Origin of the sequence: Variimorphobacter saccharofermentans (assembly GCF_014174405.1) — a bacterium.
In the GTDB taxonomy this organism is placed as follows: Bacteria; Bacillota; Clostridia; order Lachnospirales; family Lachnospiraceae; genus Mobilitalea; species Mobilitalea saccharofermentans.
The window spans coordinates 2698641-2712717 of sequence record NZ_JACEGA010000001.1; the positions used below are offsets into that span (position 1 = coordinate 2698641).

Genomic DNA, 14077 nt, shown 5'->3' on the forward strand with positions numbered 1-14077 from the left:
TGCACCTCCATCTTGATTTCCTGTCTATCGTATACCATCTTCATTCCTTCTGAATGAAAGGATAGGACTAGTCTTACTAATATCAGTATTGATATTCACTGTATTATTACATTGTTCTATCGACATATCTGGAATCGGAAAAAGGACATGCCATGATGACACGCATGCCCTAAAACAATACAGCAGTTACCTTAATCTCTATATATAAGGCAAAAAACGCTTAAATTTCTATTGCTATTGCTGTTTTAATATGTTCTTCGATTATTGTCTCAATAGGTGTATAAAAATCAATTTCTTCGTCTGGGGTTGAAAGGGTAACTATTAAAGCATATCTCATTTTTTCATTGTATTTTCCAAGATTATGTCTCTCTCTCCACCAGCCAATTACTGGGTAGACAGCAATAAAGTCACTTTCAGCCAAATCTATTGCAGCACCGGTCCAAGTATCTGAGTGAATAGATCCTACATCTCGATTATCTTTCCCCAAATACCACCTATCCGAGCCAGCGCTACCATCCCCTTTATCTTTCTTGTCATCACCTCGTGCCGCCGCATTAACTCTCTTTAAAAAATCTTCTTTTGTTTGATTTTTATTTATAACTTCAAAGCGAAGTGCACTAGAAGAATATCTATATTTATTATTCCAACCTTTTTGTTCCGGTGCTGGTTCAATATAATATGAAAGGGTAACTTTCATGCGTACTTCTGTGTTTTCAAGAGATACCAATAAGTCTTTTGGCCACGGTATCTTATGTAAATGCATGTCTTTCGTTTTATATGAGCTTCCTTCTTTACAATATGGTTGAATATCTGCCTGTATAATCATATTTACAGAATTATTCAAACTCTCAACCGCTCGTTCAAAACTGGCTACACCGTACCCACATGCTCTTAATAGATTTTTTCGCCCAGTTGTTTTCTTGTCATCCGAGCAAAACTGATGCCTCATCTTATCTGTCCATTCTGCTGAATGAACCATAAGACCTCTAACAGTTTCTTCCCAAAGCGTTGGATTTATTGCCATCAATCTTGCAGCTATATTTGCAGCTTGCGCTGTTGCTGCACTGGTTGCATTAATCGTTGAAAATGGACGAATTAGAGGATTGCGATGGGTTGTTAGTAATGAAAGATCATCATTTATATCAACATTTTTCCCATCTGTAATAGCATTTCCACCCTCAAGTAATATTTCCGGTTTAATGGGCCACTTTGAATCCCATGTCATAGATGTTGAACTAAAAGGACTTAGTTCACTAACATCAGCAACAGGAGACCACCCAGAAAAGCATGTGTCGTTCAGTTCTATTTTATCCGTATATGCCCCAACTGTTATTGCATTCCAAGACTGTCCTGGATCTTCTATTGGATGATTTACATTAGCATCAGTATAACCAACCTCTTCTATTTCATTTGTCTGCACATTTCCAGCTGAAACCACAAATATTTTTTTGATACCATCTTCGACTCCCGATATAATCTTGTCCAACTCTGCTGACCAAGAAGATGGGCTACCATCTTTTGTTGCATATTTGTCTGCTGTTACAGCCATGCAATATACTCTTTTTACAGAAGGATTTGCAATTTCAGCTATACTAGCAGCATCTGATGTAATTGCTCCATAAAGTTTAGGATCTGTACTTGTTCCATCATCAGGTAGAATCTTTACCGATTCCAGATGATGATTTAGTATTACATTTTCACTTTTCGTTAATAATGGTTCTAATTCAAAATATTCACAGATCCCAGCCATTTCCGTTCCATGGCCTTCATGATCGTTTGTCCTCCAAGCTGAGTTCGCACTTTGTATCATATTATCAGCCATTACATTTTCTAATAATGGGTGTCCTTTATTAACTCCTGTATCTAGTATACAAATATAACTTTCTGGAGATGATTGAGTAATTCTATCTTTTAAATCATCAATCCATTCTTTTGCCTCACCAGAATTCATTTTTGTGTAAAATCCAGCTGCTACAGGCGCTCTTCTTATTTCTGCAATTTTACCACTAATATTTATCAGATGTTGAATTTTTTCTCTATTAACTTTAAGTAAAACAATTACTTTTTCCGGAAACACTATATAATTATCATCATGTAATATCTGGTATTGATCACATAATTGATAAAATTCTTTTGCTTCGTTTATTTCACTGCCCGATGCTGTTCTTAACCAAAATTCACACCAAGTATCAACCTCGTCCGGAATATCTTTAGTTTCTCCAATCCAAAATGATGATAATACAGCTAATTGGATTGTTTCTATGCTTTCAACCAATTCTTTATACCTTATATTTCCATCTTTGGTCTCTTCGTGCAAATACTTTTGAACTCTGTCATTGAAGTAATTTTCTTTTCCTTCTGGAATAAAGACAGTTGCAGACTGAACAATCCCTTCTCCAACTTCTTCATTTCGTAAATTTAAAAATTCAATTCCTTGTTTTGCACTTTCAAGACTTTTAAATAATAAATCACAATTTTCTGCACCTTTTACCTCTATATATGTTCCTTGTCTCTCTCGTATAGAAGCAAACATAGCTTTTCTTTGATCTTCATCAGCCCATACCTGATTCAATTGTTTAAGTAAATATTCTCCATGTTCTTGGCGAATTCTTGGTTTATAGTTCTTTGTTATTACAGTGCTATCCGAAGTATAAGAATGCTCTTCATATGTATTTGTCAAAAAAATATTCTTCTTATGAAATGCCAATTATCTTATGCCTCCTTACTTGCATATGCCCCAGTCCGTTCAACTAAAGATTTTGCAATTAATTCTGAACTCAATGTCTTATTTTCCAATATAATGTCTTTAATACAATCTTCGCATGCCTTTGAAATTTCAGCATGACTTAATCCACTTGCCAACTCTATTACTTTTTTTGTGATTGATTTTGCTTTATAAAATTCTCCAAGTTTTATTTCAAAGAGTTTTTTTATCTGTTTTTCATCAGGAATCGAATAATGTAATACATCATCAAATCTTCTAAACAATGCTTGATCCAGCATTTTATGATTATTAGTTGCCGCTAAGATAATACTGTCTGAATCATCTCGTTCTAAAAACTGAAGAAAGGAGTTTAAAACCCTCCGCATTTCACCAACTTCATTATCAAGACTTCTATCCGCACCAATTGCATCAAATTCATCAAACAAAAATACCGCTCTATTATCAGCTATTAAATCAAATATTTGCCGTAATTTAGCACTTGTTTCTCCCATAAATTTTGTGATTAATTTATCCATTTGCACAATATATAATGGCAAATTCAACTCACATGCTATTACAGAAGCTGTCAATGTTTTTCCTGTTCCTGGTGCACCTTCAACAAGAACTTTGCTTCTATTTTTCATACCAAAACTTCTCAATCTTTCCCTTTGCCGATATTCTGACAGAATTCTCTCTATTCTTATTCGTATCTCCTCAGATACAACCAATTCTTGCGATTTATTATCTGGAACAACGAATTCTACTAGATGATTATCACTTTTAATTTGGACTATATTGTTTGAAGAACCATTTTTATCAATGATTTCTTTAATTTCTCTAGCTAATGCTGCATGACCTGCTCTCGCTTCACTTGCAGCAATCTGTAGGGCTACCGTTTTAAAGCGATTTTCATCCCTATTATAATATGCATTAAGCAATGATTTAATTTGATCGCCACTTGCCATGCCGTTCACCTGCTTTCTATTTCAAAATATACTTTCTCATAATTATTATATCGCATATTATTGAAAAGTACAAAATTTTTCTAAAAATATCTCTCGAAAAACAAAAAGACAAAAAGCTACAATTCACCTTGCACATTATCTGTTGCATTTTGTTTTGTAGGAATCAAATCGATAAATTGCTCACCTTTTCTAATCAAATTGACCGCAGTTCTTTTTTACTCTAACAGGGGTAAATATAGGCACTACGTTATCGCCCTTATGCTCCTTCGACAAAGCTTGTTCAAGTCTCTCCTCCATGGGCGATACTATCACTTGCTTCTTTATAACACCTTTCCATAAAATTTGTCGTTACAATATTCGAATATCTTTCCTGAAGAAATGTACTGAATGATTCTTAAACCTCGGAACCATTAACAAAAGCGTATTTCCTTCCGTAAGTGCAATCACCGTTCTCTTCTTAGAAAATTCCAACAGATATTCACTGCTTTTGCATCAGAATATCATAAATATACATGATTAGATTTTGTATTATATGTAATTGATTTCATTGGTATTTTATATTCAATCGATTTCATTCCGTTGTAATATGAAAAGATTATCCTTGTGGCTTCATGCGAATTCTCTATTTCTTTAAAAATTGAAATTCTTTTTGTTTCCCCCGGTTGTAGATATATTATTTCATCAATTGGAGTTAATATATTTAAAGTATCAAATCCGTCATTCTTTCGAACGATTTCATACTTTACTATCTCAATTTTTCCTATAAGAGTTTTCTTATTATATAAAAATAAATTTTTTTTGGAAATAGACATAGCTTTTTCAGATCAATTTGTAATCAACAATGCAAAATCTACTACATCTGCTTTGTTTTCAAATTGATTTATAGAAAATTCTTTTACCTTTATATTAGGTCGTATATATAATGATAATAACTTGTTTAAGATCCATTTCAGAAATTGAATCGCATATTCCAATTTAATACCTCCTGTCAGGTTATTAATTGATAAAATAACTAATTTTCTATCATGTCATAAAATACATTTTCGGTAATTATCTCAATATCGACCCCTTTAAGTCTTAATTCTTCTGCTTTTTTCTGCTTATTACTTTTTCCATCTTTTATAAGTGAGCAGTAATCATTATTACCCAATATTAAAAAATTGGTTTTAGCAGTAACAGAGTCACCATTTATACCACCTAAATCAACAACAACCTGCATGGCATCTTTGCGAGCCATTCTCTCTAACGTACCTGTAAATACGCACAGTTTTCCATATAAGGGGTTTTCTTCATCGAATTCTGTTTTTTGACTAGTTATGACATTAGCTGATGCACTCTTATGATTACCCGAAATTTTGAGAAATTCCTCTATTGTATGAAATTTTGATAGAATATCCTCTTTCAAACTTACTAAGCAATCATTTGTAATCTTACAATCACCGACTGCTCTATGCGCTCCATCATAATTAAGGTTATAATACTCGGCAACATCTCTTAAACGATGATGTTTGAGCTCTTTAAGTATTCTTCTGGCTAGTCGCATTGTATCAATAAAATCATTCATCAATGGCTTTAATAATATCTCTTGATATGCATCATACAGAAAATTTATATCAAAATTAACATTATGTCCTATCACAATATCATTTGATAAAAATGTATCGAAATCAGCAAGAACCTTTTTCGTATCCCTTGCATTTTCTAGCATTTTGTTAGTAATTCCCGTCAGATCTGTAATAAAACTATTAATATATTGAATGGGTTTTCCATTTACTACACAGTAATCATCAGTATGTCTAGTATCTTCTTCATCTAAATAATAATAAGAATTTGGCTTTACCAATTCCGAGAAGCGATCAATCTCTTTACCCATTTCATAACGTATAGCTCCAATTTCTATAATTGAATCAAATCTCGGATCTAGTCCTGTAGTCTCGATATCTACAACAACATACTTATTAGGAAAATCTACCAAACTTCTTCCTTTATACTCTCGAATGATACGCTTCTGACCTGTTGATTCATTTAATATGATTTTACCGCTCTCATCAATGCTAATACTTATCATAATTTATATACTCCCCCTTTATTATTTGCTCGCTAATCTACTTGTAATATTGTAATATTTTATACTATATTTTACCATTATCAATGTCAGAGAGATAGCTTTTTTTACAAATTTCTCTTCTTTTTATTAAATTATACATATATATTGGTCATACTATGTCCATAATAAAAAATAGCAATAAATTTCATATCTTTATGCCGTAGACTTTCACACTGTCATAGAAACATATTCCTTCCTGAAACACTGACAGCAAAACAGAGTAGCAACAACATCAGATCTATTATCAATAGAATCAAATAGTTACTCCTACATTTTTTCATAATCTCATATATCCCCAAAAAGCCGGTAGGTAAACCACTAATCAACTTCTGATTACTACCTTACCTACCGGCTCTTTCTCCTTATTCGCATTTTATTGTTATCTCTGTTCCTTCCAAGAATGTTATGATTATCTGACCGTCCGAGAATACCTTCATGTTATCAAGTGTCGCAAGCATATGATTAGTTTCCATCGTTTCAATCATTCCAATATCATCAACCATATGTATGAACTCTCTGGCATAATATTTATTTAGCAAATCCTCACCTTTAATATTCTCTTTCCACTTCCTAGTGTAGAAACGTTTCTCGGCAACCAACTTATTCCAAGCTATAATAAATAGTTCCTGCAATGTACTGTCATCAATATGCCTGTTGCTACATCCAAGTACTCCCTTAATCCGGTACCTTTCAATGCACTGCCAGACTAGCCTTGTCTCCCCGTTTCCTTGGCGCCATCCCTTTCTCGTGTAGGCCTTACCACAATCTCCGCAAATAATCTTGCAGGCAAAGGGATTCTTCTCTGTATTGTTCCCGTATGCCTTTAAACCATGTTCCTCCATGAACTTCTTCCTGCGTTCCAGTTCCTGCTGCACACAGTTCCATGTATCTGGATCTATGATGGCTTCGTGATCATCCTCGATATAAAAGCTTTGAAGCTGGCCTTCATTCTTAGCTCGCCGCTTTGTCAGGAAGTCTGCTGTATAGCCCTTCTGTAAGATAGCATCCCCCTTATACTTTTCATTCTCCAGCATACTCTGCAGGGTGCTTGCATGCCAGTTTACCTTACCTTCCCAGTTCTTAACTTTTTCCTTTGTAAAAATCCTGGCAATATAACCAACCGTCTTTCCCGCCATAAATTCCCGATACAGTCCTTCCACTACTTTTGCCTGCTTTGGATTCACAGCCAGCTTGCCATTTTCATCAATGTCATAGCCTAAAAATCTGGTAGTACTGATTGCGTATTTGCCCTGTTCGTAGCGCCTGTGAATGCCCCATTTGGAATTGCTAGAGATTTGCATTGATGTGTTCTGACTAAGGCTTGCAAGTATCGTAATCAGTACTTCTCCTTGCCCATCCAAGGTTTTTATATTCTCATTTTCAAAGATTATTTCAATACCCAACCCCTGTAATTCTCGAATGTAATTCAGGCAATCGAGAGTGTTTCTGGCAAATCTTGAAATTGACTTTGTAAAAATGCGGTCTATCTTATGATTTCTGCAATCCTGTATCATCCGATTAAATTCAGCTCGCTTCTTCGTATTAGTGCCTGAAATACCTTCATCAGCATAAATATCCACCAGTTCATATTCCGGATGGTCACTCAGCATCGATTTATAATATCGAATCTGATTTTCATAACTATTAAGCTGTTCTTCCTGATCCGTTGATACACGGCAATATGCAGCCACTCGTATCTTTTGTGATTTATTATCTTCCACCTGCAGTTGCTTTTGCTGAGCAGGTATTACTGTTATTTTTCTTGCCATGTGTCTCCTCCTTTAAATCTTTACTCTAACCATTGTGCCGGCATAAAAGTAAATGTCAGCATAGCCATCTTCGCCTATTTCCATATGATCTAGTGTCTGAAGCATTCGTTCATAATTAAACATTTGAAGCGGACCTTGTTTAAATAATTCTTCAAGTTCCTCCCTGCGATATTCCTCGAGAACATTCGCTGGCACTTTCGAATATCTCACCTTTTTCCTAAGCAACTTGTTCCAAGCCTCAACAAATAACTGTGTTGGTCTTTCGTCTGTGATGCTATACTTATCAGGATGCCTCTCTATGTTTTTATAAAAAGAACCGCAACACCAATAATACTGATGCTGCAGTTTCGCCTTTTTATACTTCCTTCTAACAAATGTGTATCCGCATTGCTTGCAAACCATCTTTCCGATCAAAGGAAGTTGTTCCGTATCTCTATGACAACTGTTGAGATAATGTGCTTTTTCATATTTCTTATCTCTTTCATGCATTAACTTTACAACATCCCAAATACGCTTATCTATAATTTCAGGATGTGTATTTTCAATATAATACTGAGGTAGTTCTCCCATATTCTTCTTTTTCTTCTTTGTCAAATAATTCGTGCTGTATGTTTTTTGACAAAGCATATCCCCTCGGTACTTCTCATTTCGCAATATTTTCTCAACCGTACTCCAAGACCATTTCGTATGGCCCTGGTTTGAAGGTATCCCTTCATCTTCAAGAATCTGACTGATCCGATAGCGCCCATATCCTTTCAAATATAGGTCGTATATATGACGTATTATTTCAGCTTCTTTTTCATTAATCACAAGATTTCCATCTTCATTCTTGTCGTAGCCCTGTAAGGTTCCAAGCGGTATACTTTGTATCTCGCCTCGCTCATACCTACGTCGAATTCCCCATTTTACGTTATCCGATTGTTGCTTGCTCTCATTCTGCGACAAGGCCATCAACACCGTAAGTAACAACTCGCCTTCTACTTTCATGGATTCGATATGCTCTTTCTCAAAGATGACATTTACATTGTATTCCATTAGCGTTCTTATACTTTCCAAAGCATCCACTGTATTTCTTCCGAACCGGGACACTGATTTTGTATATATCACATCAATTTTTCTACTCTTGCAATCTTCCATCATTTGAAGAAAAGCCTCTCTTTTCCGTAATGCAGTTCCCGATATTCCTTCATCACCTTGTGTCAAGTAGGGACTTAAAAAAATATAAAATATTTATCTGAAACTGTCTGTTGGATGATGATTATCGCAAATTTAAGTGTAGCTTGATATGAGGGGGCGGAGGGCAACATTTCCTTCCCGATATAAAAGGGCGACTGTCGCAGACCAAAGTCTGTGTACCGCCGCCCTTTTCTTCATGCCCAACAAGAAATCAAAACTGGTTATTTCTGTCCTCGTTCTTCTCCTTTGTCACAGAACATCCAATCAATGTGAATGGACTTATCATTATAGATATAAATACAATCCACAAAATCAACCACCATCTGCCGGGTAAGGGTGTCCGTCTGCAAATAGTGCAGAAGCTTTGGTTCTCCTTGCTTGGCAGCAGCCAATTTGCCTTGCAGCTCCACCAGCTCAATTTCTAACCGGTTTATCAGCCGTTCCATATCGGCCTGTTCCCGTGACAGTTTTTCACGCTGGTGCCGGTATTGCTCTCTGCTGATCTTTTCTTCTGCCATGGCGTCGTATAATTCGGCTTTTTGCTCGGCAATCCCTTTGCAAGAGGAGTCATAGACGGCAATCTGCTTTTGCAGCTTGGCCATTCGGTCACTGTTTCCTGCCTTTAGCAGCAGATTCTTTTCATCAAACAGAACCCTGATGTAAGCATGAATTGCAGACAAAACAACCCCTGCAATCTCATGTTCCTTGATATTTCCTTTCATACAGCCATAGCTGGATGTTTTATTTTTTGTGTTGCAGATAAATTGGGGCGTCGGTTTCGATCGCCGGGACATTGTATAACCGCAATGCCCACAACGTATTCTGCCGGTAAACAGATGAATCGCAAATGGCAAGCTGTCCTTTTCCACAAACTCCGCTAAATTGTCCTGTGCAGCCTGAAACTCCTCTGCTGTTACAAGCGGTTCATGGGTTTCCTCCACCACAATCCAGTCCGATTTTTGACTTTTCAGCGTTTGTCGGCTTCCAACTTGAGGACGGTATCGTTTTCCATAGATGACGGAACCCAAATAGCGTTCATCCCGCAAAATCCTCGTTACCATGCCGTGATCCCAAAGGTCAGCACCCTCAACACCATTCCACCATTTATGATGATGGCCTTGCCGGTTTTTTATCATGCTGGCAGTAGGAATCTTTTCCGTATTAAACAAGCGGGTGATTTCCTTTGTGGTCATTCCCATTCCAGCCAACCGGAAGATGCGCCGTACAATGTCTGCGCTGTCCTCATCAATGACAAGCTGATTCTTGTTACCCTCGGCCTTCCTGTAGCCGATGGGGGCAAAGGGGCTGAGAAAATCTCCTTTGCGTGCTTTGGTCATCTTGCCGCTTTTTACTTTCAGGGATAAATCCTTGCTGTAATACCCGTAGATCACATTGCGAAAGGCAATGTCCACGCCGCTTGTCTTTCCCTGCATAGTAGCACTGTCATAGCCATCGTTGACCGAGATAAACCGCACACCTAAAAAGGGGAAAATCTGATCCACATAATCACTGACTGTGATGTAGTCCCTGCCGAACCGCGAAAAATCCTTGACGATGATACAGTCAATTTCCTTTGCCTTGGCTTTCTGCAAGAGCTTCTGTATATTGGGGCGCTGCATATTGGTTCCTGAAAATCCATCATCACATAGCTCTATGACCGTACTGTCCTGAAATTCCGGGCAGCTTTCCACATACCTGCGGAGTAAATCCCGCTGGTTGGTCACGCTGTTACTTTCATCCTTGATGCCGCCTCTGCTGTCCTCGTCCTCCACGGAAAGACGGATATACAAAACGATAACAATGCCCCTACTCATTGACCGCCACCTCCACCCGGAACAGCAGACTTTCTTGCAGGCGTCTGTATTCATCCTCAAAACGGAGGTTTACGGTAAGGTTGGTCTTGCTGTGGACGATGATTTGATCCACCAATTCCAACGCCATTTTTCTTGTCAGCGCCAAATCTTCACGAAAGGGCAGTAACGTCCGAAGCCACGGGTTTTCCTCTGTCCGTGTTTCTATGATAGACTGCTCCTGTGCCGAAAGCTCACTTAAAAGGGCGGCCAGCTCTGTTTCTTGCTCCTTATATCGGTTTTGGGCATAAAGATAGTCCTTTTCATCCATCAGCCGATCTAAGTAGTCATCACAAAGACTCTCCCTCAGACGGGCTACCCGGTCAAGCTGTCCCCTTGTCTGTTCTATACGCTGCTTGATTTTCTGCTTTTGGGAGAGAACGGTGCTTTGATTCGCTGTACTCTGGATGAGTTTTTCCATATCCAAAGCCGTCATAAGCTGGGACTGTATCACGCCAAAAACTGTTTCCAAAAGTTCAGTTTCGGGTATGCTTATAAAGGAACACCGGTCAGTGTCGGTGGCATGAACGGGGCAAATATAGCTGTACCAAACATGGAATTTCGGTATCTTATGCTTGTTTTCCCGCACGTTCTTATACCGCACAAGATTGGTTCCGCAGTCACCACAGCAAACAAGTCCTTTCAGGATGTTTTCGGTGTTCACCACCTCTGTGAATCGGGTCTGCTTCTCATAATACGCACTTGTCATCTGCTCGTTGAGCTGCTGCACGCTACTAAACAGGGAGTCTGCAACAATGGCCTCATGGGTGTCTTTCACAACAATCCACTGCTCTTTGGGTATGTAGGTCTGCTCCTGTCCCTTCCAAAGTGCCGCCTGTTTTCTGCCCTGTACCATGTGTCCCAAATAAACCTCATTGGACAGCATGGATTTAATCACCGCTATTTTCCATACCGTATTGGCAAAGCGTTTGTCTTTTACCATCCCTGTTTCAAAGCGGTAACGGCTGGGGGATGGAATATCACGCCTGTTCAGCTCCCGTGCGATATTTTGGTAACTCATTCCCGAAAGCCGCCAGCGGAAAATATCCCGCACAATGGGGGCAGTCTCCTCGTCTACAATCAAGCGGTGCTTATCCTTGGGGTCTTTTAAGTAGCCATATGCTGCCCATGCCCCGATAAACTCACCACGCTCCTGCTTCCCACGGAGTACCGGGCAGATTTTCTGCGAGATGTCACGGGCATAGATATCATTTACAAGGTTTTTTAGATGGATGGTAAGGCTGTCGAGGGTAGAGGGGTCAAGGCTGTCGTAGCCATCATTTATGGAGATGAAGCGCACGCCCATGAACGGAAATACCTTTTCCAGATATTCTCCTGCTTCAATGTAATTTCTTCCAAAGCGGGAGAGGTCTTTGACAATGACACAATCCACATTGCCCATGCGTATATCATCCAAAAGTCGTTCAAAATCATCTCTTACAAAGTTGACCCCGGTTTCCCCGTTGTCCGTATAGACGCAGTGAAGGGATAGGCTTGGGTCGTTTGCAATATATGCACGGAGCATGGCTTCCTGATTTTCAATGGAGTCGCTGCTCTCCTTATGCCCATCCAGCACGGAAAGCCGCACATATGCCCCCGTTTTATAGATCTTTAACTTTATTTCCTGTTGCGCCGAGATATGCCTGAACTTGCTTTTCCTCGCCATATTACACCACCTCCCTGTGGTCAGATGGCTTGGGCACGATACGTTCCACACACTGAATGAAAGCCATCGTGTTTTCATATTCATACTGGAATTTGAAATCAATATGTATGCGCCGGTCTTCGTACACAGCGATGCGGTCAATGAGTTCTACCGCCAACTTGCGGTTTAATTCCTCAATGTCCTGATGCCGCTTGAAGTAGGCAATCCATTGTTGCTGCTCGGACTTGCCCTCTACAAGACGGTCAATCTCCTGACTCAAAGCAAGGATGGCGTCCTCGGCTTCCTTCACTTTTTGGTCATAACGCCTGCCAAAAGCAATATAGTCCTCACGGGTGATGATTCCATCCGTATAATCCTCATGGAGTTTCATTCGATAGCGGCGGTATTTCTCTACCTCAGATTGCTTGGCGTTCAACCTTTCATCCGTCTTTTTGACCTGCCTGCCGGTATAGGGCAGCCTTGCAATGTCGGCAAGGGTCTGTTCCACTTCAAGAACAAAACGGATATGTGCCTGAACCGTTGCAAACACGGCTTCAATCAGCAGTTCATCACGAATGCTGTGGCTTTTACAGCCGCTTTTCTCTTTGCTGCCAGAACAAATATAATAATAATAAGGATTGCTGGCGGTGGAATTGTTTTTCCGAACCATGCTGCGCCCACAGTCGGCACAGTAAAGCAGCCCGGCAAGGGGAAACAGCGTTTCCTCGCCGGGAGCCGTGCGGGTATCAGTGCGCAAGATTTTTGCGGTATTTTCAAAGGTATCCCTGCTCACAATCGGCTCATGGGTGTTTTCCAGGACTGCCCATTGCTCCTGCGGTACCGCAAACTGCTTTTTCACCTTATAATTCGGACTGCTGCGCTTTCCCTGCTCCAGTACGCCGATATACAGGGGGTTTTTCAAAATACGCAAGACGGTAACAGCCGTCCATTGCGCCTTTGGGTTTCTTTTGAATGGAGATTGATAGTTACTTCCAATCAAACGTTTGTACTCTAACGGCGAGGGGATGCCGCGCTTGTTTGTGTATTCTGCAATCGCTTGGGCAGAATAACCGTTCAAAAATAGCTTGAATATATCCTGTACCACACCGGCCGCAAATTCATCAACAATCAGATGATGTCTGTCCTCCGGGTCTTTCAGATAGCCAAACGCAGCAAAGGGCGCAATGAACTGTCCCTTTCTGCGCTTGATTTCAAGCTGACTGCGGATTTTAATGGAAATATCCCGGCAGTACGCATCGTTCATTAAGTTTTTGACCGGCACAATCAAATTATCCGATGCTGTTTTGGGCTTTGCACTGTCATAATCATCGTTGATGGAAATAAAGCGCACACCCATGAAAGGGAAGATTTTTTCAATGTATTTTCCCGTTTCAATAAAGTTTCTGCCAAGGCGTGAAAAGTCCTTGACGATAATGCAGTTAATTTCCTTGTTTTTAACCGACTCCATCATAGAAATAAAGTCTGGGCGGTCAAAGTTAACCCCGGTATAACCGTCGTCAATCCGCACTTTATGCAGCGTGATTTCGGGGTGCTTTTCCAAAAAGGCGGAAATTAAATCCCTTTGGTTTGCGATGCTATCGCTTTCTGATTTGTTTCCATCCTCTTTATCGCCATCCTCACGGGATAGGCGCAAATACATATCACAAATATAGTGTAAGGTTGCTTGTTTTGTGTCCATTCGGTATTCTCCTAATCGCTTCTGAATTTCAGAAAACCAATCGGGAGTTTTACCGCAAGTCCTATACCGCAGGGGGCTTACCCTAACCTCCTACGGATTTGTGACTCAGCTTACCACAAAACTCCCCTCGCGTCCAGATTGATTCCCTATTTTCATGCTCCT

Annotated in this window: 8 protein-coding genes; all 8 read right to left on the minus strand. The window is 39.5% G+C overall.

Annotated elements, in window-relative coordinates; genetic code table 11:
* Nucleotides 1-220 precede the first annotated feature (220 nt).
* Nucleotides 221-2707 carry a S8 family peptidase gene (locus H0486_RS11890; RefSeq protein WP_228353194.1) on the minus strand — a complete coding sequence of 829 codons (2487 nt, stop codon included), beginning with the start codon at nt 2705-2707 and terminating at the stop codon, nt 221-223.
* 5 nt (nt 2708-2712) lie between these two features.
* Entirely contained in the window at nt 2713-3669 is a 957-nt protein-coding gene (locus tag H0486_RS11895; RefSeq protein ID WP_228353195.1) for an AAA family ATPase, read from the minus strand.
* A 1012-nt stretch (nt 3670-4681) separates the two neighbouring features.
* Nucleotides 4682-5737, minus strand: a complete 1056-nt coding sequence (locus tag H0486_RS11900; protein WP_228353196.1) for an exonuclease domain-containing protein — start codon at nt 5735-5737, stop codon at nt 4682-4684.
* A gap of 401 nt (nt 5738-6138) precedes the next feature.
* Nucleotides 6139-7545: a recombinase family protein gene (locus H0486_RS11905; RefSeq protein WP_228353197.1), complete on the minus strand. Its 1407-nt coding sequence runs from the start codon at nt 7543-7545 to the stop codon at nt 6139-6141.
* 12 nt (nt 7546-7557) lie between these two features.
* Nucleotides 7558-8748, minus strand: coding sequence for a recombinase family protein (locus tag H0486_RS11910; RefSeq protein ID WP_228353198.1), 1191 nt, complete (start codon nt 8746-8748; stop codon nt 7558-7560).
* A 194-nt stretch (nt 8749-8942) separates the two neighbouring features.
* Entirely contained in the window at nt 8943-10535 is a 1593-nt protein-coding gene (locus H0486_RS11915; RefSeq protein ID WP_228353199.1) for a recombinase family protein, read from the minus strand.
* On the minus strand, nt 10528-12237 hold the full coding sequence (locus H0486_RS11920) for a recombinase family protein (protein ID WP_228353200.1): 1710 nt from the start codon (nt 12235-12237) through the stop codon (nt 10528-10530). Before H0486_RS11920 ends, H0486_RS11915 begins: the two co-directional genes overlap by 8 nt.
* A 1-nt stretch (nt 12238) precedes the next feature.
* Complete coding sequence (locus tag H0486_RS11925; protein WP_228353201.1) at nt 12239-13915, minus strand: recombinase family protein; 1677 nt, start codon at nt 13913-13915, stop codon at nt 12239-12241.
* Nucleotides 13916-14077 lie beyond the last annotated feature (162 nt).

Excerpts from the sequence above, each read along its gene's own strand:
- H0486_RS11895 (WP_228353195.1), bottom strand. The coding sequence starts at position 3,669 with ATGGCAAGTGGCGATCAAATTAAATCATTGCTTAATGCATATTATAAT.
- H0486_RS11900 (WP_228353196.1), bottom strand. The coding sequence starts at position 5,737 with ATGATAAGTATTAGCATTGATGAGAGCGGTAAAATCATATTAAATGAA.
- H0486_RS11905 (WP_228353197.1), bottom strand. The coding sequence starts at position 7,545 with ATGGCAAGAAAAATAACAGTAATACCTGCTCAGCAAAAGCAACTGCAG.
- H0486_RS11915 (WP_228353199.1), bottom strand. The coding sequence starts at position 10,535 with ATGAGTAGGGGCATTGTTATCGTTTTGTATATCCGTCTTTCCGTGGAG.
- H0486_RS11920 (WP_228353200.1), bottom strand. The coding sequence starts at position 12,237 with ATGGCGAGGAAAAGCAAGTTCAGGCATATCTCGGCGCAACAGGAAATA.
- H0486_RS11925 (WP_228353201.1), bottom strand. The coding sequence starts at position 13,915 with ATGGACACAAAACAAGCAACCTTACACTATATTTGTGATATGTATTTG.